At 54.8% G+C, this 24863-nt stretch carries 19 protein-coding genes; 7 read left to right on the top strand and 12 right to left on the bottom strand.

The features are described from left to right. Positions 1–66 precede the first annotated feature (66 nt). Entirely contained in the window at positions 67–567 is a 501-nt protein-coding gene (locus tag QOL67_RS06000; RefSeq protein ID WP_283425062.1) for a flavin reductase family protein, read from the bottom strand. Positions 568–871: 304 nt separating this feature from the next. Here QOL67_RS06000 and QOL67_RS05995 point away from each other — a divergent pair, with 304 nt between their 5' ends. Next, complete coding sequence (locus QOL67_RS05995; protein WP_283425061.1) at positions 872–1573, top strand: trypsin-like serine peptidase; 702 nt, start codon at positions 872–874, stop codon at positions 1571–1573. Positions 1574–1637: 64 nt separating this feature from the next. On the opposite strand, the gene QOL67_RS05990 is transcribed toward QOL67_RS05995, so the two are convergent. From QOL67_RS05990 to QOL67_RS05975, 4 genes are all read right to left on the bottom strand, one after another. Beyond that, entirely contained in the window at positions 1638–2243 is a 606-nt protein-coding gene (locus QOL67_RS05990; RefSeq protein ID WP_283425060.1) for a LysE family translocator, read from the bottom strand. Positions 2244–2595: 352 nt separating this feature from the next. Beyond that, on the bottom strand, positions 2596–3699 hold the full coding sequence (locus QOL67_RS05985; RefSeq protein WP_283425059.1) for a linear amide C-N hydrolase: 1104 nt from the start codon (positions 3697–3699) through the stop codon (positions 2596–2598). A 399-nt stretch (positions 3700–4098) separates the two neighbouring features. Continuing rightward, on the bottom strand, positions 4099–4713 hold the full coding sequence (locus QOL67_RS05980; protein ID WP_283425058.1) for a pyridoxamine 5'-phosphate oxidase family protein: 615 nt from the start codon (positions 4711–4713) through the stop codon (positions 4099–4101). Positions 4714–4866: 153 nt separating this feature from the next. Further along, the gene (locus QOL67_RS05975; RefSeq protein ID WP_283425057.1) at positions 4867–5868 is read right to left on the bottom strand and encodes an alpha/beta fold hydrolase; all 1002 of its coding nucleotides are present in this window, start codon (positions 5866–5868) and stop codon (positions 4867–4869) included. A 128-nt stretch (positions 5869–5996) separates the two neighbouring features. On the opposite strand from QOL67_RS05975, the gene QOL67_RS05970 reads away from it, so the two are divergent. Then, positions 5997–6911, top strand: coding sequence for a LysR family transcriptional regulator (locus QOL67_RS05970; RefSeq protein ID WP_283425056.1), 915 nt, complete (start codon positions 5997–5999; stop codon positions 6909–6911). A 344-nt stretch (positions 6912–7255) separates the two neighbouring features. On the opposite strand, the gene htpG is transcribed toward QOL67_RS05970, so the two are convergent. From htpG to QOL67_RS05955, 3 genes are all read right to left on the bottom strand, one after another. Beyond that, positions 7256–9121, bottom strand: coding sequence for a molecular chaperone HtpG (gene htpG, locus QOL67_RS05965; protein ID WP_283425055.1), 1866 nt, complete (start codon positions 9119–9121; stop codon positions 7256–7258). A gap of 383 nt (positions 9122–9504) precedes the next feature. After that, a complete protein-coding gene (locus QOL67_RS05960; RefSeq protein ID WP_283425054.1) occupies positions 9505–10491 on the bottom strand; it encodes a hypothetical protein in 987 nt (328 codons plus the stop codon). 16 nt (positions 10492–10507) lie between these two features. Further along, complete coding sequence (locus QOL67_RS05955) at positions 10508–10792, bottom strand: hypothetical protein (RefSeq protein WP_283425053.1); 285 nt, start codon at positions 10790–10792, stop codon at positions 10508–10510. Positions 10793–11189: 397 nt separating this feature from the next. Between QOL67_RS05955 and QOL67_RS05950 the strand changes: the two genes are divergently transcribed. From QOL67_RS05950 to QOL67_RS05935, 4 genes are read left to right on the top strand one after another with little or no spacing between them, the layout of a single operon-like run. Next, positions 11190–11774: an alginate O-acetyltransferase AlgF gene (locus QOL67_RS05950; RefSeq protein WP_283425052.1), complete on the top strand. Its 585-nt coding sequence runs from the start codon at positions 11190–11192 to the stop codon at positions 11772–11774. A gap of 4 nt (positions 11775–11778) precedes the next feature. Further along, complete coding sequence (locus QOL67_RS05945; RefSeq protein ID WP_283425051.1) at positions 11779–13155, top strand: MBOAT family O-acyltransferase; 1377 nt, start codon at positions 11779–11781, stop codon at positions 13153–13155. Positions 13156–13166: 11 nt separating this feature from the next. Further along, complete coding sequence (locus QOL67_RS05940; protein WP_283425050.1) at positions 13167–14180, top strand: alginate O-acetyltransferase AlgX-related protein; 1014 nt, start codon at positions 13167–13169, stop codon at positions 14178–14180. Further along, a complete protein-coding gene (locus tag QOL67_RS05935; protein WP_283425049.1) occupies positions 14177–15481 on the top strand; it encodes an alginate O-acetyltransferase AlgX-related protein in 1305 nt (434 codons plus the stop codon). Before QOL67_RS05940 ends, QOL67_RS05935 begins: the two co-directional genes overlap by 4 nt. An 849-nt stretch (positions 15482–16330) precedes the next feature. Here QOL67_RS05935 and QOL67_RS05930 read toward each other — a convergent pair. Next, a complete protein-coding gene (locus QOL67_RS05930) occupies positions 16331–18958 on the bottom strand; it encodes a response regulator (protein WP_283425048.1) in 2628 nt (875 codons plus the stop codon). A gap of 372 nt (positions 18959–19330) precedes the next feature. On the opposite strand from QOL67_RS05930, the gene QOL67_RS05925 reads away from it, so the two are divergent. Then, positions 19331–19846, top strand: a complete 516-nt coding sequence (locus tag QOL67_RS05925; RefSeq protein WP_283425047.1) for a fasciclin domain-containing protein — start codon at positions 19331–19333, stop codon at positions 19844–19846. Between the two features lie 145 nt (positions 19847–19991). Here QOL67_RS05925 and QOL67_RS05920 read toward each other — a convergent pair whose 3' ends face one another. From QOL67_RS05920 to QOL67_RS05910, 3 genes are read right to left on the bottom strand one after another with little or no spacing between them, the layout of a single operon-like run. After that, entirely contained in the window at positions 19992–21173 is a 1182-nt protein-coding gene (locus tag QOL67_RS05920; RefSeq protein WP_283425046.1) for an HlyD family type I secretion periplasmic adaptor subunit, read from the bottom strand. Then, positions 21170–23497, bottom strand: a complete 2328-nt coding sequence (locus QOL67_RS05915; protein WP_430458937.1) for a type I secretion system permease/ATPase — start codon at positions 23495–23497, stop codon at positions 21170–21172. Before QOL67_RS05915 ends, QOL67_RS05920 begins: the two co-directional genes overlap by 4 nt. Further along, positions 23494–24849, bottom strand: coding sequence for a TolC family protein (locus QOL67_RS05910; protein WP_283425045.1), 1356 nt, complete (start codon positions 24847–24849; stop codon positions 23494–23496). The genes QOL67_RS05915 and QOL67_RS05910 overlap by 4 nt, the downstream gene beginning before the upstream one ends. Positions 24850–24863 lie beyond the last annotated feature (14 nt).

Genomic DNA, 24863 nt, shown 5'->3' with positions numbered 1-24863 from the left:
CATGTCGAAGGCGCAACCCTGCGTCACCATGAGCGGGGCTGTATAAGCGTCTGAAATTGTGGAGGCTTAGGCGTTTGCGTCAAAGCAGCCAAAGTTGGATTGGGCAAAGACCAAAGGTTTGCCTTCGCCAATCCAGAGGCGCTCAATTTGGCCAACAACAATGTCATGGTCGCCGCCGTCATGTACCGCGTAGGTGCGGCATTCAAAGCGGGCGAGGCAATCCGGCAGCAGCGGAACGTGATTGCTGTTGGTGGCGTGCTCCAGAGTGGCAAAGGGATCGCCGTTGCGGGCAAAGTCCAGCGCCAGATCTTTTTGGTCGTCGCGCAGCATGTGGATGGCAAAATGAGACGCACCCGCGAAAAACGGGTGGCGTTCCGAATTGCGGGCCGGGCACCAAAGCACCAATGGCGGGTCAAGCGACACAGAGGAGAAAGAATTGGCAGTCATGCCAAGTGGGCCTTGCGCGGTAGGAACAGTGACAACGGTCACGCCAGTGGCAAAGCAGCCAAGCGCATCGCGAAAGCGGCGTTGGTTCTCAACCGTTGGGGCAAAGGTTTCCGAGGTCATGTGCAGGCTGTCTTTCATGTCGCGCAGTATAGCGCAGCAATGGGCCGAAATTGGGGCAGGCGCAAGAGTCTTGTTTTCAAAGCCTTTCGCTTGGAAAGCGCCTGTGACCACGGTGCCGCGGATGCTCCTTATATATACAGCGACTTTTACGCAAATTGTCAGCGCTTGGATTAGTCGGCCTGCCTTTGTTTGGCCGCAAGTCGAACACCCCAAGCCCTAGAAACCGACCGTAAATGGCGCTGATTTGGTCCGATTGCCGCCTCAGATGCTTGTTTAAGTGATTTTTAGGATTTGAGGAGAAACCATGCGCGCCTTTAGAATATTAGCCACACTTGCTGCTTTGCTTCCGGGCGTTGTGCATGGGGAAACCACCATTGGAGGGAAACTGCCGGGAGAGGCTGCCGTGGGGCGCTTGATGTTGTCGGGCAAAGCCATGTGCACCGGGGCGTTGATCTCACCGGTTCTTGTGCTGACCGCCGCACATTGCCTGTATAACCCACGCACCGGCAAAAAGCTGAAACCTGGCCAGATGGAGTTCCAAGCGGGTCTGAAGGGTGGCAAGGCCAAAGCGATACGTCAGGTTTCTGTGGCCACGGCCCATCCGGATTACATCCACCGTCACAAAGGCAATGCCCAGGTTGGCAGCGACATTGCGTTGCTCAAATTGAGCAAGCCAATTTCCAAGAACTCCGTGCTGCCGATGCGCTACGGCGCCAACTTGGCCAGCGGCGATATGCTCGGCGTGTTGAGCTACACCATCAACAGCCGCACCGATCCCATATTGGAATACCCGTGCCGCGTGCTGGCCCGTCAGCAGGAAACGCTGGTGATGAGCTGTGAAGTGAATTTTGGCGCCTCTGGTGCCCCGGTTCTGGCGCTGACCAATGGCAGCAACCCTGCGGTGGTGTCTGTGGTGTCCGCCAAGGCGGCGATGGGCGGACAGAATGTCTCTGTGGGCACGCTGTTGAGTGCTGACACGCTCAAACAAATGATTGCTGGCGGGTAGAGCCTCCTGCTCTGGCTCACCCGCTATGACTTGGCGGCCCTTCGGGGCCGCTTTTTTTGATGACTTATTTGCCAAACAACAGGCGCAGACCGAGCGCGGAGAGCACCAGGGCGGCGATGCGGTCGAGGTAGAGTTTGGCGTGCAGGTAGGCGTTGCGGGCGGTGGACGTGCTCATGCCAAAGGCCAGCAGGCTGTAGAAGATCAGCTCAATGGCCAAGTGGTTGGCAAAGACAAAGCCCTTTTGCGCCAATGTCATGCCGGGTGGGAAGATCACCACCAACACGGCGGCAGCAAAAAGCACAGACTTGGGGTTCATGATTTGAATGGCGACGCCTTGCCAGAAGGCGTGGCGGGCGGGTTTGACATCGGTGGGGGCCAGCGGCGCGCGTGCGCCTTTCCACATGCCGTATGCAATGTAGAGCAGGTAGAGCGCGCCGACGGTTTTCATGGCGATGTAGGCCCATGGGAAGGCGGCAAAGATGGCTTCGAGGCCCAAGAGAGCCGCCAAGGTCCAGAGCGCGGCGACAAGTGCGAGGCCAGCGCCAACAGCGAGACCTGCGCGGCGCCCGCCGGTGAGGGTGGTTTTTACGGATATCAGAAAGGCCGGACCGGGGCTGGCAATGGCGGCAGCCAGTGCGAGGTTGAAGGTAAGGATATGGGTAAGGTCCATGGCACACGGCTCCTGTTGGTGTGCTTTAGGAGTAGGAGAGCTGGGCGGCCAAGTCACGGTATAGTTGCGGGGAAAAGGAATGTGGCACAGGCAGTGCTGATAATTTGTGCGGCGGGAATGTGGCGGGGGAGGAAGGTCTGAAAGGAGCCGGTATCACCGTATGATGGGCTAGGCACCAATGACCGCTTTGCGCAGGGAGTGGGCTTTGCAAAGTTCCGCGGACGGCCCAATCAAGACTTTCGCGAAATTCGCGGCGAACGGCTGTAAACTGGGCGATAGCCGCCACCTCAGACGCTCTTGGCCGTTTCGGTTCTACCAATAGGGACACCTTAAAAGCTGGCGGCCACCGATGTTAGAACTCCCCCGTTCTGTCGCGGACCTCGAAACCGCTTTCCATGATAAGCGTTGTAGGCTCTGTTATCGACGACACGACTTTTTTAACGTCTATGCTCTCAACGCTTTGGGTCAAATACGTTTTGTAAAAGTAGCGCGCGTTGGTCGTGTCGGCTGCAGATGTCCATAGCGTGTAGTCAGTGTGGATGCCATCGCCAACTGACTCGCGAATAGAGCCCTTTGGAATGTCAAAAACGTTCAAGATGTGGAACGCTTTAAATATGGCGTCATCCACATCATCAGACGGAAGAGAGGTGTTTGCGAAGGCAACAGCGCGGACAAATCGAGCAGGAGAGGAATGGTCACCCGGCAAGCCCAATAGGCCGCTGCCTTGTCCGAATGGCGCGATACTCTCGGAGCCTACCCTCATTGACCCGCGATTTTCACTTTGCAGTCCGACATAATTTCTAAGGTTGGTCAGGTGCCAATCGTAAGATGGGTTGTTTGTGACGGCATTGACTGTGTTGTCGTAAACGGTCAGGCCACTCTCGGTGTACTCAATCACAATCGAGGTGCCTGTTGAATCGGTCACTGCATAGTGAAACGGCGCAAATCCGTCAATTTCAGCAACGTAGGTGCCCACGACGTCAATCGATGGAAGTGCAGCCCTTACTTCAGAGACAGTAGAGAACTGACCAAGAATCCAGTTTCCCATTTCTTCGGATGAAACGGCACGGTCGCGATTTTCATCGGTCAGTTCAGAGAAAACCGCGTCACCAGCAAAGTAAAATGCGCCAAAGTATAAGCCTTCTGAGTTAACGCCTTCAAACACAATTGGCATGTCCAATCCGTTTGCACCTAGAAAGCCGTATTTTGCCTGGTACGAGAAACCCGTCTCATCAGGATTCAAACCGAGTGTTTCAATGGATGCCCCGGCCGGGACGGCAAAAATATTTGACTGAATGTCAAAACCAAACTCCATGGTTCGCGCTGGCACTGTTGTGCCGTCTGCCGACTTAAGAACGATGCCGGTGCACGCCAAGGCGGATTGAGCAGTGAAAGCCACGATTAGAACTGCAGAAGTTACAACATTTCTAAACTTCAAAAAATGTACTTTGACCATTGTTCTTCTTCCCTCTTTGGAATGCACCCAGTTTTTAAACTACGGTCGAGAAACAGAAACGGATCAAAGTAACAACTGGCATTCCTCAAATGTATCATTCGCTGCGGCCACCCTGAATGACATTTTTGGGGCCATTCCTTTGAATGTTGACGTATTCTGCGAACGTCCGTTTTGTCCGCATCTTGTCGGTTTATCGGAACCGGGGTGAAGGGCCGCTTTCTCTAGGTAAGTAGGCCATGACCATGTCCGCTTCGGGCTGGCTGCTGCCATCGGACAACCAATGTTGGGCCCGATCTCGCTGTAAACATGTTGCCGCAGCGCCGCAAGGCGGCTCTGAGCCCAAAGCGACGGATGCTGCGGAATGCACCAATGTCCGCGATGCTGCATTGGCCTGTGTACTCAGTTTCGTGCGTTTTTTGCCCTCAGTTTTGCTTTGAGTTCCAATATTGTGGTTTGCAGGGGTGACACTTCATAATCCGCTTCAGCACTCGTGAATCGGGGTGTGATGTATTGCGGGCAGTTCCAGTCGAATGCCTCCACAGATATCAGTAATCCTCGCTCCGTCCGCGCTTGATAGCGGTCTTCCAGCGACAGTTTTTGCAGAATGTGCTGATCAGATGGGCTCAGTGTATGAACCCTGCCCAATAGTTTGAGGCGGGTTCTGTTCGGGTAGTCCATAAAGAACAGCGACACACGGTCGTTCTGGCTTAGGTTGCCCACGCTTACATATTGCCGGTTACCCCGAAAGTCGGCAAACCCCAGTGTCTTATCGTCCAGAATTTTCACAAACCCAATCGGACCACCGCGATGTTGAACATAGGGCCAGCCCGTTTCGCTGACCGTCGCCATGTAAAAGCTGTCGCGCGCGGCAATGAATTGGGCTTCGTTTGGGCCTAGAACGTTGTTGTAGTCGTCACCAACTTCCATTCTCGCATATGAATTGCGGGACCCTTGGTCGGACTGGATGCTTTTCACGGCGTCCGTGAAGGCGAGCTCGGCGAATTTGTGTCCCATTTGGCGGACCCTTTTTGAGTTGCAGATGTTGCAGGCCGAGATCAAACACTCCCGGCTGGACAAACAGCCACCAAGGATTGCGCTCACTTTTGGTTGGGCGCGGATCATTTGGGCTGGCGAAACGGTGCAGGGTGGCCCCTGCACCGAATTGGCTTAGTTGGTCTTGTTCTTGGACAGGAATGTCCGGATGGTTGCCGCAACCTCAGGGCCGTGGGATTCAAGGATGAAGTGACCGGCGTCAATCAGATGCAGTTCCGCATTCGGTAGATCACGCAGGTACGGTGTCGCCCCTTCGGCTGGGAAGATTTGGTCGTTCTCGCCCCAAACGATCAACGTGGGAGGTTGATAGGCTCGGAAGAATTCCTGGAAATCCGGATAGAGATCGACGTTTGTGCGGTAATCATAAAACAGGTCCAGTTGGATTTCCTGGTTTCCGGGCCGATCAAGATACGTTTGATCCAGCATCCACGCATCAGGGCTGACACGGCTTAGGTGGGTGTCGGGCACCCCATGGGTGTACTGCCATTCGGTTGCGCTGACATTCAGGAAGCCGCGTAAGGGCTCACGATTTTCATCGGTCGCGTCAGTCCAGTAGGTGCGAAACACATCCCAGAACTCCAATAGGCCTTCTTCATAGGCGTTGCCATTTTGAATGATCAGCGCCTCGATTGCCTGTGGTTCTTTCAGGGCCAGGCGGTATCCTATGGGCGCGCCGTAATCCATCACGTAAAGGCTGTAGGAACTCAGCTCCAAGGTATCGGTAAACCCGTCCATCAGAGATGCATAGTTGGCAAAGCTGTATTCAAATTCGCTGGGGTCTGGCATCGCGCTGCGCCCAAATCCGGGATAGTCCGGTGCGATCACGTGATAGTCGCTTGCCAGTTCGGGAATGAGATTGCGATACTGTTGTGAAGATGTCGGGAAGCCGTGCAACAACAGCAAAGTAGGCGCATTTTCATTTCCGGCTTCGCGGTAGAAGATTTCCTGCCCGTCAATGTTAACAGTGTTGTAGCGAACCGCGTCTTGGCCAATCGCACTAAGTGCAGCGGGTGACGTAGCCGTTTCCTCTGCGAAGGTTGCTGTTGCGTGCGGCACTGAAAGCGCCAATGCGACGAGGCCAGACAAAAGGGTCGGCTTGATCGAGTTCATTCTCATTTCTGTATCCTTCGATTTGGGCCGCGTTTCAGTGAGCGTTGCTGCGGCGTGTGAGCAACAGATAACGACCTTCCAATGGTGGAAGAATGGTGATAATTGTGAATTCATTATTGCAAAAAGTGGAATAAATGGATCGCATCCAGCAAATGGAGGTTTTTGCTGCCATCAATGACACCGGCAGTTTTGTGCAGGCCGCCAACCGGCTTCGCATATCGCCACCGGCTGTAACGCGGGCAATGAATGCACTGGAAGAAAGGCTGGGCGTTCAGTTGCTGACGCGATCCACCCGTCAATTGACACTTACTGATGCTGGAGCGCGGTTTTTGATCGCAGCCCGCCAGCTCCTTGCCGAGATCGAGTCAGCCGAAAAACTGGCGGTCGGCGAAGAAGGCGTGGCGCAGGGTCATTTGACTGTTTCGGCGTCGTTGGCCTTCAGCCGAATGATCGCCGCGCCAGTCATTCGATCTTTCCTCGCTTCGCATCCACGGATTTCAGTGTCATTGGTCGCGGTCGACCGCGTGACGAACATTGTCGAAGAAGGAATTGATGTCGCGATAAGAATTGGTGAATTGCCGGATTCCAACCTCATGGCAAAACGTCTGGGCGTTGTACGTCGTCTTTTTGTCGCCAGCCCGGAATATCTGGATCGCCGCGGTACTCCGAATGATCCATCGGAACTAAAGCTGCATTCGATCATCGGGTTCACCGGGATCATGTCGATCCATGACTGGCATTACAAGCACGGCAAATCACGGGGGCACGTCCAATTGCATCCCCGGTTTGAAGTGAATGATGCAACCACGGCACTGACGGCCGCGACCGCTGGTGAGGGGATAACAATGGCCTTGTCATACATGGTCGCCGACGAAATCCGTTCCGGCCAGCTTGCGCCTGTGCTGGTCGATTACTTGCCGCCTGCGGAGCCTATCCATCTTGTGTATCCGCAAAGCAAAATCGTCGCCCCAAAAGTGCGGTCGTTTGTGGATTTCGCAGCGGACCGGCTAACCGATGCTATTGGGCAGTCGGAACTTGTGCTGAGTTAGTGGAACCTCTGGCGACTCGTCTGTTCGCGACAGTCGAAACAGCATCACATCCCGTAAAGCAGCTGTCGCAATTCACGTTCCGGATGGCAGGTTTGATCCGCATTGCTGACCTTCACCCTCCCAAAATGCTGTTCAATGCCCGAATGTCTGGTTTGGTGAAGCTGCACTGCGGCCAAGTCGCACCTGATGAATGCCGGCAATGGGCCGATTGCGGCACCGTTGTTTTCCGAAGAAGGTCATGCCTTCGCGGCCTGTTACGCGACTATCGGCCACCAACGGAATAGTTCTGCATTGAGAAGGCAGAGGCGATGTCACGCCTCTGCTGTTATTTTGTATGACTGTAATCAAACGCCAAAAGCTTGGGCCATAAGTCCCCCTAAACGACGGGCAAAATCAGATGGATCCTTTGGTGTTTCGCCTTCGATTATCCGTGCCTGATCGAACAGGATGTGGGCAGCATCACTCAAGAGTTCATCAGAGCTGGCACCTTCCAGCTTTGCGCGCTCCGCCAGCGTGGCAATGGTCGCGTGGGTTGGGTTTAGCTCCAACACACGCGGCGCACCGTCCTGCAACTGACCGTGGCGTTTCAGCAATCGCTCGAGATTCACGTCCATATCGCCATCGTCCGCGATGAGGCAAACGGGGCTGTCGGTCAAACGCTTGGATGGGCGCACGTCTTTCACAGCATCACCCAACTCGACCTTGATCACCGCAATGAGCGCAGACAGATCGGCCTCTTTCGGTTTGTCCTGACTGTCTTGTTTCTCGTCTGCCTTGACTTGATCGAGATCCGCCGTACCACGGGTGATGGATTGGAACGGCATGCCGTCGAATTCTGTGATGTGCTGCAGCCAGAATTCATCAACATGATCAGACAGTAGTAGCACCTCGACATCTTTGGCTTTGAATCCCTCAAGATGGGGAGACTTGGCCAATTGGGCCCTATCTTCGCCCGCAATGTAATAGATCGCCTCCTGGCCATCTTTCATGCGCTCAACATAATCCGACAGGCTGGTGAGCGTGTCGCCACCAGTTGTATCAAAGCGGCACAGTTCCAGAATGCGATCCCGCAAAGAGGCATCTTCGACGAGCCCCTCTTTCAAAACCGCGCCAAAGTTGCCCCAGAATTGCGCGTAGTCATCCGCTGCCTTGGTCGCCTTTTTCTTCAGCTCGCTCAGGACCTTTTTCGACACTTGCGTCTTGATTTTCGCAAGTTTCGGATTGGTTTGCAGCATTTCCCGCGAAACGTTTAGCGACAAGTCTTGACTGTCCACAGCCCCGCGCAAAAAGCGCAGATAGGCCGGGATCAAATCTGTGGTGGTTTCAGAGATAAAGACGCGGTTCACGTAAAGTTGCACATGGCTTTTGCGTTCTGCATCAAAAAGATCAAAAGGTGGGGTGCCGGGCACAAACAGCAGGCTGGTGTGATTAAGTGAGCCTTCGACCTTGTTATGCATCACATGCCAAGGCGCATCATATGCGTGTGAACTATGACGGTAAAAATCGGCATATTGCTCTTCGCTGATATCTTTGGCAGGGCGGGCCCAGAGGGCCTCGGCCGCGTTCAGCGTCTCGTCTCCAAGTTTGATCGGAAAGCTGATGTGCTCTGAGTAAGTCTTGATGATGTGTTTGACCCGGGCTTCCTCAGCGAACTCTTTGGCATCGGCTTTTAGGTGAAGGGTCACGGTGGTGCCGTTGGTCTCTCTCACTGTGGGTTCAATGGAGAAAGCGCCTTTGCCATCAGAGGACCAGAGCCAGGCTTCGACCTCACCGGCTTTTCGGGTCACAACATCCACTTTCGAGGCCACCATAAAGGCCGAATAGAACCCAACGCCAAACTGACCGATCAGTCCAAGCCGATCCTTTTCCTCGGCCTTGAGCGCTTCGATAAATGCGCCTGTGCCAGACTTGGCAATCGTGCCAAGGGTTTCCAAGAGATCAGCATGGTTCATGCCAACACCATTGTCCGCGATCGACAAAGTCTTGGAGGTGCTGTCAATCTCAAGTGTGACTGCCAAATCGTCGGCCGAAGCCAGGCCGGTTTCTGTCAGCGCCGCATAGCGTAGCTTGTCGCAAGCGTCTGACGCATTGGAGACCAGCTCACGTAGGAAAACTTCGCGGTTGGAATAGAGCGATCCAGCGACAATTTCCAAAAGTTGACCAACTTCGGTCTGAAAGGAAAACATTTCTTTCTCGAGGGTCTCAGACATGAATTTCATCTCCAGTTTCAAATTGCACAGACGATTTAAGTGAGCCCGGTGCCAGATACAACTCTTGGACATTAGGCCAATTCGAACCCGTGCGTTTTTGCTTGGAAACACTCGAGAAAAACCGATTTGTTGTTGGGCGATCGCGCGGTGGCAGTGCCCACCCTTTAGGCAATGCTGAAGCTGACTTAGTACGGAAAAGTGGTCGAGGAGAGTGTGATGGCGTGTAGGCTCCCACGGTCGGCTAAGCGCAGGAAGTGGGCTTTGCAAAGACTCTGCGGTTCTCTGAAGCGAACATTCAGGCCGATTGCAGCTAAAGTCGCATTTGAGCCCTTTTTACTTGATGCTGCGCATTGTATGAATGTCGGCGTTCTTTCCGCGCTGGATCATTGGCACAGATTTCTGAACTGCAGGCTGTCACCAAATCGTGAGACACGAAAATACGCAACTTTGCACCCTGATGGAGAGAAAGCCAACGGCGGCTCAATTCGTCCTTTGATCTCGTGAACCCATTCTGTTCTGCCCTCACCAACGTCTGCAACTCGGTACAAACCACGCTGTGATGTTGGCAGCGGAAAGCCTGAATATAGAAAAAACGCTTCACCGTTCACGACATAGACATCTTCCTGAGTGTAACACCCGCACCCGCATGAAAAACAAGCGAGCTTCTCCTTGACGAACAACGGGTCATCGTTTGGCAGGAGGAAACTAGAAAGCACCTGTAAATCAGCGTCCAGCCACCACGCCGTTCGGGTGCAAGTGCCATCAGGATCGTCACGAAGGCACATCGTTTGGAAGGCAAAAAACTGACCTGTAACACTATCCCGCTTCAAAACAGGCGATGATAAGTTGTCATCATTCTGGAGTGGTAGCTCGATTTTTTGCACTGAGGCATTCGCAAACGTTACCAATCCAACTTTTCCCATGTGCAAGTAAGTATAAAAATCAAGGTATTCGCCCTTTGGAAATCCTTGATTAAAGCCAACAAAGCGTCCTCTCAACCATGGCTTTCGAACTCGGTGTTTGTCTCCGTTAATCTCGACATACTGGTCCGTTCTTAGGTGTATTTCACCGCTATGCACCTCCTCAGAACAAATCTGATTGGAGCTTCTGGGGGCCACTTGAATGCCTAACGGATTTTCAATTCCTCCCCCTGCTGCGTCAAACTTTGAGGGAATTAGGTTGCCGTTCGGATCGTAGAGAAAATACTCGTTGTCCAATCGTATAAGCAACTCATCTTCACTGATCCATTGTACCGGTGTTATCTTGCTTGCTAGGTCTAATTCTTTCTCTGGTACGCACCTCGCGATCAAGAAGACGAGCAACAAAATCAGCAGTGAAATTGCGAGTATTCTTCGAATGCGTTTGGTCAAAGTACCTACCTATCAATTAGCCTTTGCAGCAGCTTACCGAGTCGACAAGCAGAACTGGTATGCCTGCAGACAAAGCAATATAGACGGTTTTGGGCAGCCCATAGCAAGCCGCGTTTGATCGAAAGCTGCCGTTGCCCCACACGCAGCGAAGGCTCACTTTGTCCCGCAACTCGGTCATAGACACTTTGAAACTCGCTGCAGCCACAACGAACGACCGCTTTTCTAGCTGCAGCGCGGCGCGTTGTCCGGGTTGTTTGTGGCGGCCATTTTTCTGCGGTCGCACGATTGGCAATCTGGCCATGTCTGCTCTGAGCTCTAAACCGCCATGCGGCAGCGCGGTAGCGTGTCCGCAGCGAAACTGCGTGCGAAGCAAGGTGGTCAACTGCTGGTGTCGGCTCAAAGTGGACATGATCGATCTGTGCGGAAGGCGTATAGCAGACCTTCGCTGCTTTTTGCTTCAACATCCGCACTGCCAGAATCTCGTTTGCGAAAATCTAGACTGCCCCTTGGCCGCTGTTTGCTCTCGTTTAAAGACAAAAGCTTCTGCACGCCCATATGCCGGTTCTAGCTCGTCCAAGATTTTGCCAGCTCAGTTCCCAAAGAGGAGCGTGATAACCTTTGGACACAGGCGACTAACCATTTGCTAGTCCTGATAGGTATCAACGTATCGATACACCTTTTCCAAAGGGAGTATGCCGATGCACCGATCAAGAATTGCCGCGTTTCTAATTTTTGCGGTTTCTATCCCGCCAAGTTCTGTCTGGGCGGCCGACAATGAACTCTATGACGCCCCCCCCCCCGAGGACGCGGTCTTTGTTCGATGGATTGAGGAAGAAACCGCGCCGAGAGTACTGGGCATTCGAATGCCTGAAGAGCCCGGTGACGTCTTTTATCCAGTCTCTGCCGCTCTGACCGATGGTGGACTCGTAGGATCGTTTTACACGGCAGCCGTTGATGCTAAAGGCAATGTCCATGTCATTCGAGAGCCAGATCGAGGAGACAGATCAAAAGTACTTTTGACGCTGCTAAACCTTACCGATGAGCACGCGCGGCTTGTTCTATCAGATCAAAACATCGACGTCATCGGCACCACTGACATCAACAGCGCTGGTAGCAGGACCGTCAATCCTGTCGCCGCCACACTTTCGGTTGTTACCTCTTCAGGGGCCGTTCTGGGGCGTTTCGATGTTCAACTGCGAAGAGGACAGACCATCACGTTTGTGGCGCGCCCCGACGGAGCGGACCTCATAGAGAACCGGTTCGGTCCAAATATCGGGGGATGATGGAATGGTGTTCTCAACCCCCATCTTCGTCTTCGGTTTCTTGCCTTGCTTTCTGGCGGCCTATTATGCTCTGCCAAGAACTCTTAGGAACTGGCTAATCCTGCTGGCCTCAACGTTGTTTTATACCTGGTGGCGCGCCGATGCCCTTGTCGTGCTCTACGCCATCGCTGGTGGCAGCTACCTTGCGGGCCACGTCGCATCAAAAACCAAAAGCCCCAGAACAAAGGCATGGGCGGTCAGGCTTGGGGTTACCTTTAACCTCGCCGTCCTCTGTTGGTTCAAATACACAACCTTTCTGCTCGGCAACCTGAATACGGCACTTGGCGGGGATGCCCTGATTGTGCCGGAGATCATCCTGCCAATCGGGCTGTCGTTCCTGGCGTTTCAATCCATCAGCTATGTGATTGATGTGGCGCGCGGCGATGCGCCTGCCGCTAGGAAACTCTCGGACTTTCTCGCGTTCTCTTCCCTGTTCCCGCAGCTGATTGCGGGGCCGGTATTGCGCTACAAAGATCTCGCGCATCAGTTTGAGCACCGCACCCACTCTCTGTCGCTTTTCTCCAAAGGCCTTCGCAGGTTTCTACAAGGGCTGGCGATGAAGCTGCTAGTGGCAGACAGCGTCGCGCCGCTCGCCGACAGGATGTTCGCTTTGTCTGCCCCAACCATGGCCGAAGCTTGGCTTGGGGCTGCTGCGTACTCCATCCAACTGCTGTTTGACTTTGCAGGCTATTCGGCCATGGCGATTGGCTTGGGACTGATGATTGGGTTCCACTTCCCGGAAAACTTCAACGCGCCCTATGTCAGCCGGTCGATCACCGAGTTCTGGCGCCGCTGGCACATCAGCCTGTCCAGTTGGTTGCGTGATTACCTCTATGTCCCATTGGGCGGCAACAGACGCGGCAAGATCAAAACCTATCGCAACCTGCTTTTGACAATGGTTCTAGGGGGGATTTGGCACGGCGCCAATTGGACCTTTGTGATCTGGGGCATTTGGCACGGCGGCCTTATGGCAATTGAGCGGGCCTTGGGTGCGAAACACCGAGAAACGGTGTGGCCAAAGGCCATTGCGTGGCCGCTGACCATGGTGTGTGTCATGCTTGGCTGGGTTGTGTTCCGCGCAGAAACGCTTGCCGACGCCGAGGCAATGTATGCCGGCATGGTGGGCGCACATGGCATCGCAATGCGACCGGAGTTGGTCACGCTCACCACCACAACGGAACTGTGTTTTCTGCTGATAGGGGCCGCCATGTCCCTCGGGCCGCGTCTGGCGCTTCCCAGGCTGGCACTGTCACCAGCGCTGCAATCCGCCTTGCTGTCGATCCTCTGTTTTGTCGCTCTGCAGGCGCGCACGAACAGCCCTTTCCTCTACTTTCAGTTTTAGGGAGCAATCATATGCAAGCTTCGTTGGACAGCCTTTGCACACTCGGGATCGCCGCACTTCTGGCTGGACTCTCGGTCACAGCGTTTTCGCACACCGATACGGGCGACCCCTCAAAGGGATGGGCAAACGGCACCTATCAAAGGGGTTATGAGGACCGTTTTGAAACCTCTGTCCCGGCCCATGAAAGCGCGGTGGCGCTGTGGTCTGCGGCCAAATGGGTGTTCTTTCGTGAGCCCGCAACCGGGGCGGTTGCTGGTTACGGCGGCTGGCTTTTCACCGCCGAGGAATTTATCGAGCCGGACAACCCCAACAATCTCGCAACCGAGTTGGCGCAGGTCATCGACGCGTTGGCGGCGGACGGCATAACGCTCGTCCCTGTGATCATTCCCGACAAGGCGCGCATGCACGCACACCGGCTCAAGCGCGGGCGATCTGAAGGGTACGAAGCCCGCTATGACGCGGCCCTGGCTGCGATCCGGGAAGCCGAGTTGATCGAGATTGATCTGCGCGAAGCCCTTCGGTTTGAAGGCAGCTTCATGCGCACAGACACGCACTGGAGCCCGGAAGGCGCGCAAAGCGCCGCGGCAACCATCGCCAAGTCACTGGGAGACATAACGCTACCGGAGGCTCAAGTTAACATCATTGCAAAAGGCGCGGCGCCGTTTGACGGTGACTTGTTGCCGTTTGTCGCGACCGGTCGCTATCGGGATCGTGTAGGTCCCGCAGCCGAATTCATTAACACGTTCGAAACCAACGTGACCTCATCCGGTGGACTATTTGGCGCCGCCGATATCCCCGTTGCCCTCATAGGCACGAGTTACTCGGCCAAGGCAGAGTTCCACTTCGAAGGCTACCTGAAGCAGGCTCTGCAGGCCGACGTTCTTAATCTCAGCCGCGTTGGCCAAGGCCCCTTCAAACCTATGGATGCGTTCCTAGAGGACCGCTCCAACCTTTCATCCCTCCCGTCCATCGTTGTCTGGGAGATCCCTGAACGTTTTTTGACCAGCCGGAGAAAGCTCCCATGAAATATCGCATCCCATTGATCGCGAGCCTTGTTCTAGGCTCTGCCGCGCAATCCGCCCCCTATTGCGCAGATCTTCGCAACCGAGAGGCCCTTCCCAAAAAGTACGCAAAGATAGCCCCAATCTACAGCGATCAAGCTGGTGGCTGGATCTTCACGCAGGATCAGTTGAAAGACCGCTACGAGATGAAGTCCTCCTCACTAAGACTGGTCCAGGCTATCGTTGACGAATTTGTGGCGCGTGACATGCCTCTGGCCATTGTGGTCGCGCCGCCCCGACCCGTTATCGCCGGGCAAGACAGCCTTGATGCGGCCATGGGGCAGTACCTTTACAGCGTGGCAGACGCACGCTCGTCTTTTGACAAGATGATCGAGCAGCTCGCAAGCACAGGCGCCATTGTGCCAAACCTGTCGGATGTGGCTCTGGCCGCCCCAGACATCAAGGACCATTTCTATTTTCGGCGCGACACGCATTGGACCGCCGTCGGAAGTGCCGTGAGTGCCACTGCTCTCGCACACACCGTGAACGCGCAAGCACCTGATCTCTTTGCCAATGATGGAGAGCTGACCTTCCGAGAACTTGAGGCGTCGGGCGTGATACAGGAAGAAGGGTCCCTTGCCGAAGTTGTTCACAAAGCTTGTGGAACAGACTTGCCCCCAGAAACGTCGGAGACCTTCAACCTGTCTCGAAGTGGCGGCCTTCTAGACGATCCCTCGGACGCCCCCGCAATTGCCCTTCTCGGGAGCAGTTTTTCCAATCGTTACAAACGAGACCACTACAGGGTCGCGGACGCGATGGCCCGCGCATTTGATGCTGATGTTGAGAACTTCTCCGTGTCAGGCGGAGGCCCAATTGGTGCCATTGAGGCGTATGTGATCTCCGGCGCATTGGATCGCAAAGACCACGACCTCGTGGTGTGGGAACTGCCCTATACTGAAAGCTTCAATTCCCAATCCTTTTTGCGCCAATTGCTAGGCGCCCTCAGCGAGAGTCGCGCACCAATCAAAGCCGCAGACTTGCAACAGCAACCTCAGACAACTCTGGTTAAACTTGCAGAAGGCGTGGCGACTTCCGGTATCGAAATAGAGGCCGAGGACATCGCAAAACAGAGTTTTAACTTGGAGGTGCGCTTCGACAATGGATCAACTGCCAAAGTCTATCTTGGGCGCCGCAACTCTGTGCCTGTCGACGTTCGTTCAGCCAGATTGAGAAGCAGCCTATCCCACTTTGGAAACCGAGCGCCTGTTGAAATTGTGATCTCTCCCATCAAAGGTGCGCGTGTCAAAAATGTCGCTGTGTTCTAGCGATGTCGTCCACGGTGCGGCAAGCGGCCCCTACAAAATGTGCGTTGCTTCTAGGCTAGTCTCTCGTAATGCCCACAAGCCATACAAGTCGCGCCACCGAGTAAAGTACTGCCCACGCCCGCGTCAACCAGGTGGCGCTTTCGCGAACAATCCGGCCTCTGATTATCAAATAAACAACGCCCGCAAAGGGCCGTCCACTTGACTTTGCAAAGCACGCTATCTGCGCATTGCTGCCACAAGCGCAGTCGAGGTAAACAATTGATCCGCTGAATGTCCGGTTTCGGGAAACTTGTGATCAAATGTTGCTGATGCAGCATTGACGGCTCATTGCGACCTATATGGTTCCGCTTTGGGCTGACACCTGCCGTCGGGCAACCGTTGTTGGGCTCGATCTCGCTGCAAACATGCTGCCGCAGCGCCGCAAGGCGGCTTAGAGCCCACTTTGACCGATGCTGCGCGGGGCACGAGCGGCAGCAATGCGCAGAAAACGGACTTTGCAAAGTGCTTTGAACGGCCCTTTCTGGACATTTGCAAAAAATGCGACGGCGACCATACTGCAGGCGCGACACTCAGTGACCAGTTTCCCGAAAGCAGATGTTCAGAGACCCAAGTCAGCCGAAGCCGATACCTCAGTACTTACCAACGGCTGCAATACTCAGGAAGAGGGGCTTGCAAAAAAGTGCCGTTCTCTCAAAGCAGGCGTGCGCTTAAGTTCCTGTCCTTAAATGCTGAATATCTCCTGACGACTGTGCGCCGCGGCCGTGTCAAAAGAGGGGCTATTGGAGATTTCCGGTGGTCATCCCCTGCATACGTCAATTCAATGAGCGCAACGCAACTAGGACGTCGTCATTACGCTTGTCTCAATTGAGACATTAAATTGGATGCGACATAACGTGTTTCGACTAGCGAACGCTCCGCAGTGTCAAGCAAATCGCTAGAGGAACTCAATTTTCCGCGCTTCAGACTATCTTCGATTTTTCTAAAACTTCTGTGCAATGCCTTAGCGCCCAGGAAGGCGCTGGCACCAGCTGCGTTGTGGACACGGGTTTTCAAAGCCTTCTCCCTAAAATGTGACGCGTCGCAGGATTTCAGCCTAAGAATGATAGAAGTGGCTTCATCCAACAGTTCATCTAGAACTAGGTCAGTTGGTCCAACGCCGTTTGCTCGAACCAGGCCTTTAAGCTTTTCCGTTTCAAACACGGATCGGTATGCTTCGTTATCGAAAGTGAAAAATTTCTCTTTTTCTGCCAAGGTAGCTAAGGTTGACCGAAGCGCTTCAATTGAGATGGGTTTGGTTAAAACACCCTGCATCCCAGAGGAAAAAATCTTTTCTTGGTCCTTCGGGCTGGCATGAGCGGTTTGAGCGATAATTTTTGTTCTGCGATTAGGTCCGTCACTTTCTCGCAGTCTTCTGGAGACCTCGGTACCGTCGATGTACGGCATACTGATATCCATCAAAATCAGGTCAAAACGCTCATCCATTGCCGCCTCAAGTGCAATCGAACCGTCTTCAGCCTCAGAAACTGAGTGCCCCAATCCTTGAAGCATGTCCGTAAGTAGCAGGCGATTAATTTTGTTGTCATCGACTACAAGAACTTTTTTACGTTCCTTGTTTTTGATGAGTTCAGGATCATTACGCAAAGAAGGGGCTTCTAGACTGTCGCGGGTGGTAACCTCGTTGCAGCTATCCGGGAGATCAACTGGAATTTGTACGCGGAACTCACACCCGTTGCCAAACTCGCTGTGCAACTCTATCTGACCGTCCAATGCCTCGACAGACGTTGCTACAATGCTCAACCCAAGACCGGTGCCTTCAGAGTGGCGGCCATAGGATGCGTCAAGCACTGTAAATGGTTCAAAGACACTTTCAAAATCAGATGATTGGATTCCTGGACCGCTATCTTTAATTGTAAACTCGAGAGTTCCAATCGAAACTTGCTCCACTGAAATGCTGATTTTCTCGCCTGCTGCAAACTTCACTGCATTGCCGACGAGGTTTGCGACTATTGTCTTTAACAGCCTTCGGTCGGTCTCTACGTTAATTGGAGTATTTGGTGCGAATGTGAGTGTGATCTGACCGCCAGACTGCTCGATTTGTGCGGAATTTTCTTGAACTATATCACTCATCAGGTCTCTAAGGTTGACTAATTCCTTCTCGAGTATGACTTTGCTGCTGTCGAGCTTGCTCACTTTTAGTACGTCATTGACGTGCTTAAGAAGTGTATTTGAAGAGGTGCTCACGTAGCCAAGGTATTTCTTTTGTAAGTCGGTTAATTCAGTCCGCTCCAGTAGGTCGACAGCTCCGATGACGCCATTCAACGGCGTACGCATCTCATGACTAAGCACCGAAATAGATTGCGACTTTCGTCTATTGGCTTCCTTGGCAGCTTCCAGGGAACTCTCCAGCAACACTCGATTGTCGGACCAATTGTCCAACAAGCCATTGAAAACAAATCGAAGATTTACCAGTTCTTTCGGCGTCAAACATTTGAATTCGGGTACTCGCGCCGCCAGGTCGCCGCTGCGAACTTTCGTAACAGCTTTAGATATAGATTGGATAGGTCGCGCAATCAGACCCGATAGCAACCAGCTGACCAAAGCTGCAAATAAAAGGAGCAGTAGCAGTTTTTCCAGAAGCTCATTAGCTTCCATTTTCGCAGCTTCTTCAAGCTCGGAAACGGGCTGCGGTACCATCGCTCCCCAACCCGTGGATGGAACGAATGTGAAGCCGGCAATGACGTCGGCCTTCAATGGTGGAGCATAGAATTGCATTGCTCCGGTTTGTCCTGATGTCATTCGTTGCACGACCTCAAGTCCAGTTACGTCTTTAGACGTTTCAACCCAATCTTGCTTCGGATGTGCTAGAACTCGACCCTTGCTGTCCACAATCATAGCATGACCGCGCTCTCCAAATGCAATTTCAGATTGTTGCGAAATCACGAAACCCGTGTCGATGGCTCCGACCAATAGAGCTCCTGATACTGACACGCGAGCTATGTAGATAACAGGACCAAAGGGCGACTGCTGGACACCTGAAAAGTTTGAACTGTCGCGAACGGCAATCTCGCGAAGACTGGCTACAATTTCCTGTGGTGGGGCATCGAATTCTCTGGAATATAAAATGTCGACAGAGCTTTGTTCGAAATTGAAAACTGATAGCATTCTAAAATGGTATGAATCCAGCAATGCATCCATCGAGCCTGGAGTGAATGAGAGGGCTTCGTTCGCCATCACAAAGTCAAAAGTTGCCCGAACATCAACTGCGTAGCGTTCCAACGTCGAAGCAAGGTTCTCAGCGATTACTAGATGTGATTGCTCTGCATTAGCTAACGCACGTTTATATGCTACGTTGTAGCTGTTTTGTACAAGTATGGTTTCAGCCAGCAATAAGACAAATAGCATGCCCAAAAAAATGTAAACACGAACTCTTTGAATTATGCCGCAAAGTATTCCGGATCGTCTTCTAACTCGCGCCACTGAAGGACCTCCCGTTGCTGCAACAACGGCTAACCTATCTATACAAATGAGCTGGGAGGTATGAAGACTATTACATATAACCTTTCGTATATTTCAACTAACCTTCTGCCTGTTTGACGCGATGAGTTGAAAGCTCCAACTGCAGTGACGCAAAATTCGAAAACGACGCTTGAGGATGCGGGAAGGGCATTTTTGGGTGGCGTCTGTAACATTTCCAAGGAAAGTATTCAGAATACGCTGATTATTGATGCAAATCAGTGCTTCTAAGGTCGAATTCTCACGTTGGTGTGAAGGGCAAATCTGAGTTCGGCCGCGGGTGCGTACTTCTCCACACTCAAATGAGCGTGAATAATACAAAGGTAAGGCATTGAAATGAAAACCATCCGCAAATTCACCGCAGCCGCGGCCGCAGCCATGACACTGAGTTCCGCCGCGAGCGCTGGTGACATCGTTGAAATCGCATCGGGCGCTGAGCGTTTCTCGACCCTTGTGGCCGCCGTCAGTGCTGCTGGTCTGGTTGAGACACTGCAGGGCCCCGGTCCATTCACTGTATATGCGCCCGTGAACGACGCTTTTGCTGTGCTGCCTGAGGGTACTGTGGAAACGCTCCTTAAGACTGAGAACAAAGCCCAGCTGACCAATGTGCTCTTCTACCATGTCGATGACCGCAAGCTGAGCGCCGAGATGATCCCGAGCGGTTCGAACTACTTCAAGCCAGTTTTAGATTCGGAGCGATTGTGCATCACTAAAACCTCGTCTGGCGTGTCGATCGCAGATGGCACTGGCGAACTCGCCAACGTGATTATCGCAAATATCGAGGCCGACAATGGTGTGATCCATGTGATCGATAAGGTGTTGCTGCCTGGCACCCGCCCCGCCTGCCACTGAAAAAGCCCTAAAGTGTAATACAGGCCTCGGCGACATTGAAGCCTGTATCGCTTCCGCTTTGGGCTGGGAGCGGTCAATGTTGTTATCAAAATCACCAGCAGCTTCGTCCGCATACCAGACCTATGCCTAGGTCTTGTGGTTCACCCTAAGGCTCGCGAAACGCTTCTTTGCTTTTGTAGAGCGGCTTCATCAGGTAGCGCAGGACGGTTTTGGAGCCGGTGTGCAGTTCGATTGTGGCGCGCATGCCAGGGCGGATCTCGATGGCTTTTTGGCGCTCGGTCAATGCATCCGCGTTCACGTTTACGGTGACCTTGTAGTAAGGCGGCGCGGACGGGTCGCGCTCGTCTTCAAAGGTGTCAGCGGAGATGAAATCCACCTTGCCCTTGAGCGAGCCATAGATGGTGTAGTCATAGGCGGAGAGCTTGATAGAGGCGTCTTGGCCCGGCTCGACGTTGGCGATGTTTTCCGGGCGCACTTGGGCCTCGACAAACAGTTCTTCGCCCAAGGGGATGATCTCAAAGATTTCTTCGCCAGGGCGCACAACGCCGCCGATGGTGGTCACGGCGAGGTTGTTGACGATGCCCCGCATAGGCGCGGTGATCACGGTTCGGGAGAGTTGGTCCTGTGCGAGGCGCATTTCCTGGCGCAAGGAGGTGATCTCTTTGAGGGTCTCGGAGTATTCTTCCGCGAGCGCCAGTTCAGCTTGTGTGAGTATGTCCATGTAGCGGATCTCAGCCTCAGAGGCCTTTTCGCGGGCCTTGTTGACCTCCAGAAGGGCGACAAACTCTTTCTTATAGAGCCGCTCCATGTTGGAGAGTTCCTCTTGCGCCTGTTCGAGCTGAGTGAACGCGCCTTCGCGGCGGCTGTCGATGTCGGTTTGGCGGGCCTCGATCAGGGCTTTTTCGGAGGCCAGAATGCGCGGGGCGCGGGTGGCGAGGGCTTCAGGCACATCAAATGCGAACTGACCGTCGATCTCGGCCTCAAGACGCAGGCGGCGCAGCTCCAGCGCGTCGATCTGGTCTTGCAGATCGTCAAAGGCGGAGCGGAAGCGGGTGTCGCTGAGGGTGGCGAGGATTTGGCCGGATTCAACAAGGTCACCTTGTTTCACGGCGAGATCGGCGAGGATGCCGCCTTCGAGGTTTTGCACCGATTGGGAGCGGGAGGAGGAGACCACCTGGCCGTCTGCGCGTACAATTTCGTCGACCCAGGCAAAGGCGGCCCAGATGACAAACAGCCCAACTGCGATGGCAATCAGGCGGATGGTCAGGCGGGAGGCTTTGAGTTGCTCGTCGAGGCCGGTTTCATTGTCAAATTCGGATGTGGTCATCCGTTGGCGCCTTCGGCGAGGTGGGCGAGGACTTGTTCGCGGGGGCCATCGACCACAAGGCGGCCGTTTTGCAGGATCAACGTGCGGGTGGAGAGCGCGAGGATTGGCGTGCGGTGTGTGGCGATGAGCGCGGTGCGGCCTTCGAGCCAAGTTGAGAGGCGGCTGACCAAGGTGCGTTCGAGGGTCTGGTCAAGCGCGGCGGTGGGTTCATCCAGCAGCACGATGCTGGGGTTTTGCAGCCAGAGGCGGGCCCAGCCGATGGATTGGCGTTGGCCGATCGACAGGCCTTCGCCGCCGTCGCGGATTTGCAGGTCCAGCCCCTGCGGGTGGTTACGCAGGAAGGGGCCGAGGCCCGCAAAATCGAGTGCGTCCATCAGGCGGTCATCGTCACGTTCGAGCTGTGTCAGATTAAGGTTGTCACGCAGGGAGCCCGCGAACAGGCGGACGTCCTGGCTGAGGTAGCCAATGTTGCGGCGGATGTCGCGCTGGTCGATCTGGCCCATGTCGGTGCCATCCAGCAGGACGCGGCCTTTGGTCGGGCCGTAGAGACCGGCCATGAGTTTCAGCAAGGTGGATTTGCCGGAGCCGTTGGCGCCGAGAATGGTGACGCGTTGCCCTGGTTTGATGACCACGCCGGGCACGTCGAGTGAGGCGCCGCTGTCCTCGTCATAGGCAAAGGACAACTCGCGCAGTTCAAACTGGCCTTCGAGTTTCTCGCGGCGCAGGTATTTGCGTTCGCCGTCTTTCTCTTGCTCAGAAAGGGCAATGGCATCAAGGCTTTCCAGTGCGCCTTTGACGTTGGACCAACGCGCCAGAGTGCCGGCAAATTGGGTCAGAGGTGCTAGAGTGCGCGAAGTGAGGATGCCGCAAGCAATGATGGTGCCAACGGTGAATTCGCCAGCAAATACGAGGTAGGTGCCAATCACCACGGTGGCGATATAGGTCATCTGCTGCACGCCCTGAGACCAGTAGGTCAAGGCGGAGCTGAGGCGGCGTTGTTCGGCACTGGAATGGGAGGAAACAGCGTTGAGTTCGTCCCAGAGGCGCAGCACGCGGTCTTCGCCACGTTGGGTTTTCACGGTGTCGAGTTCGGTGATGACCTCTTGCAGCAGGCGGCCGACTTTGGCTGACGCACCCTGAGTTTCGCGCGAAAGATTGATCATGCGTTTTTGCAAGACATACGCCGGGAGCACCATGAGAATGCCGCCAAACATCAGTACCCAGACAAGGTTGCCTGCGATGGAGGCCACAAGCGCGAGGAAGATGAAGATAAACGGCATGTCCGCCAGCACCGAGATGGTGGTGGAGGTGAAGAAGTCGCGTACGGATCCAAAGTCGCGCATTGCCGCAAACAGGCCGGATGGGGGCAGGGGGCGGCGGTCGGACCGCATGCCTAGCAGGCGCTTCATCAGGCGGTGCTGGATGGAGAGTTCCATACGGCGGCCTGCGGCGTCGCTCATTTTGGCGCGGGCGAGTTTTAACAGGCCTTCGAGGCCAATCGCGAAGATCGCGCCAACGGCCAGCACCCAGAGGGTCGCTTGCGACTGGTGCGGGATCACGCGGTCGTAGACTTGTAGTGAGAACAGCGCGACGGCCACGGCCAGAAGGTTGGCGACCAGCGAGCCCAACATGATCTCGCCCATGTGGCGGCGGTATTTTGTAAACTCCCCCCAGAACCAATGGCCGGACATGCCGTCTGCGATTTGCGGCACGTGGCGTTCAGCCAGTTGGCGCAAAGAGACCTTGGCGCGCAGGGCGGTGCCGGAGAAAAACGGTTCAAACTCGGTGACAGGCACTTCGGCGCGGTTGTCGGCGCAGCTGTCGTCATAGACGTAGAGCGTGTCTTCGTCCTGAGAGAGCACCAGAATGGCCTGCCCGTTGTTCATCATCGCCACAGCGGGCCAAGCGGCGGCGGTGACCTTCATTTTGTGATGGGCTTTTGGCTCCACCCCGGCGTGGGCGAGGGCACCAGACAGCGCCTTGATCGACACATCACCGGGCGCGTTGGTCCACATGTGTTCTGCCACGTCAGTGACCGGCACGTCGACGCCGTTGAGCGAGGCCAGAGTGGAGATCAGTGTGGCGCGGTGTTGGATGCGGGTGGCGGTGGCCTCGACCAAATCATGGATCGCGTCAGATGGCGTCGGAGTGGCGGCAGGCTTGTTTTGCGCCGGATCGACAACCGTTTTGGGTGTGATTTGAGCAACTTGCGTTGATGCGGGAGCTTGCGCGGGCGCAGGCGCTTTGTTGGCGGCTTTGATGGACTTCACCGCAGCAATGGAGAGCACCACCGGCGCTTTGCCTTTTGATGTCCCGTCGCTCAAATTGCGTCTCCGTCTGCCAGCAAACCCAGATCACGGGCGAGCTCTAGTTGTGCCAGCAGCTTGTCGTATTTGGCATCGACGCCGTCAAGAGAGCGCAGCACGGATTGTTCGTACACATCGACCACTTCCAGCACAGAGCGCTGACCCGCGCGGAATTGGGCCTCAAACAGCTTATAGGTGTCGCGCCCTTCGCGGGCGAGTTGGTTGGCTTCGCGCTCCTGCCGTTCCAGGCTTTGGATGTTCTTTTCAAGACGTTGGCGCGCACGCGCGCCGTCCTCGCGGGCCTCATCCACCTGACGGGCGGCGATGTCTTTGGAGGCCTCAATTGCCTTCAGGCGGGCGCCGGTGCCAAGACCGAGGCCCACATCGTTGGAAATGTTCAGGCCAGCGCTGTTGCCCTTGTTGGTGGTGCGAGCCGAGGCTTTGAGGCCGGGCAATTGTGCGGCGCGTTCCACTGTGGCTTGCGCCACGGAGCGTTCGGCTTCGGCGCGAGCACGCAGCACGTCCAACGGCTCAACTGCCGGGTAAGATTGGGCAGACACCGAGGACACTGGCTGCAAGGCAAAGGCGGTACCCGTCATGGCCTTGAGTTCAGCCAGAGCGGTGCCTGCACTTTCGGAGGCGGTTTCGCTTTTGGTTTCAAGCGTCTGGATTTTGCTACGCACCATGCGCAGGTCGCCTTTGTTGGAGACGCCACCATCGACGCGGCCCTGCACGACGCGCTCAAAGTGACGCATTTGCTTGAGGCCCCGTGCGCCAACCTGCGCTTTCTCTTGGCCGCGCAAGCCTTTGATATAGAGGGCCAAAGCCGTGTAGCTGCGCTCGTTAAGATCCTCAGACAGAGTTACGGCCGCGACTTCGACATCTGCCGCCGCATATTCGCGTTCGGCCTTTTTGCGGCCGTGATCAAACAGCACTTGCTCAAACACCAGACCCGCAATCACGTCGCTGAGTGTGTTGAGCGAGATTTCCGGGCTGAGCGTGGGCAACCAGTTTTTGTTTTCTGCCTGAGCGCGCAGTTTGGCGGTTTGCAATTGTGCCTCAGCAGAGCGGCGTGAGGAGGTCAGTGCCACGTCCGCGACATGGCCCAGTGTGCTTTCAGCGGGCACAACCGAACGGCGGGCCAGCAGGGTGTTGAGAATTTCGCTTTGGGCGTCTTTGTCGGCGTCTTGCTCAAAACTGGTGCGTTTGCTGACCTCAGCTGCGGCTTCGGCACTTTGTGGTTTGCCCTTGAGCAGCCCCATGGGCTTGCTCATATCCGGCAGGTGCTCGCTCATATTGGCCATGCAGCCGCTCAGAAGCGTGGCACCTAGAAGCAGGGGCAGGCTGGTTTTGAGAGTGCGGCGGGACATGTTTGGCTGAGGTA

The organism is Shimia sagamensis, from assembly GCF_900182745.1.
GTDB classification, from domain to species: Bacteria; Pseudomonadota; Alphaproteobacteria; order Rhodobacterales; family Rhodobacteraceae; genus Shimia; species Shimia sagamensis.
Note: the sequence above shows the minus strand (reverse complement) of the source record. Positions and strands in the feature narration are given on the sequence as shown.

Bases quoted from the DNA above. Each gene is read 5' to 3' on its own strand.
- QOL67_RS05985 (WP_283425059.1), bottom strand. From the start codon at position 3,699: ATGGTCAAAGTACATTTTTTGAAGTTTAGAAATGTTGTAACTTCTGCA.
- QOL67_RS05925 (WP_283425047.1), top strand. From the start codon at position 19,331: ATGAAAACCATCCGCAAATTCACCGCAGCCGCGGCCGCAGCCATGACA.
- QOL67_RS06000 (WP_283425062.1), bottom strand. From the start codon at position 567: ATGACCTCGGAAACCTTTGCCCCAACGGTTGAGAACCAACGCCGCTTT.
- QOL67_RS05950 (WP_283425052.1), top strand. From the start codon at position 11,190: ATGCACCGATCAAGAATTGCCGCGTTTCTAATTTTTGCGGTTTCTATC.
- QOL67_RS05980 (WP_283425058.1), bottom strand. From the start codon at position 4,713: ATGGGACACAAATTCGCCGAGCTCGCCTTCACGGACGCCGTGAAAAGC.
- QOL67_RS05945 (WP_283425051.1), top strand. From the start codon at position 11,779: ATGGTGTTCTCAACCCCCATCTTCGTCTTCGGTTTCTTGCCTTGCTTT.
- QOL67_RS05935 (WP_283425049.1), top strand. From the start codon at position 14,177: ATGAAATATCGCATCCCATTGATCGCGAGCCTTGTTCTAGGCTCTGCC.
- QOL67_RS05920 (WP_283425046.1), bottom strand. From the start codon at position 21,173: ATGACCACATCCGAATTTGACAATGAAACCGGCCTCGACGAGCAACTC.
- htpG (WP_283425055.1), bottom strand. From the start codon at position 9,121: ATGTCTGAGACCCTCGAGAAAGAAATGTTTTCCTTTCAGACCGAAGTT.
- QOL67_RS05995 (WP_283425061.1), top strand. From the start codon at position 872: ATGCGCGCCTTTAGAATATTAGCCACACTTGCTGCTTTGCTTCCGGGC.
- QOL67_RS05940 (WP_283425050.1), top strand. From the start codon at position 13,167: ATGCAAGCTTCGTTGGACAGCCTTTGCACACTCGGGATCGCCGCACTT.
- QOL67_RS05955 (WP_283425053.1), bottom strand. From the start codon at position 10,792: ATGGCCAGATTGCCAATCGTGCGACCGCAGAAAAATGGCCGCCACAAA.
- QOL67_RS05970 (WP_283425056.1), top strand. From the start codon at position 5,997: ATGGATCGCATCCAGCAAATGGAGGTTTTTGCTGCCATCAATGACACC.
- QOL67_RS05910 (WP_283425045.1), bottom strand. From the start codon at position 24,849: ATGTCCCGCCGCACTCTCAAAACCAGCCTGCCCCTGCTTCTAGGTGCC.
- QOL67_RS05990 (WP_283425060.1), bottom strand. From the start codon at position 2,243: ATGGACCTTACCCATATCCTTACCTTCAACCTCGCACTGGCTGCCGCC.
- QOL67_RS05975 (WP_283425057.1), bottom strand. From the start codon at position 5,868: ATGAGAATGAACTCGATCAAGCCGACCCTTTTGTCTGGCCTCGTCGCA.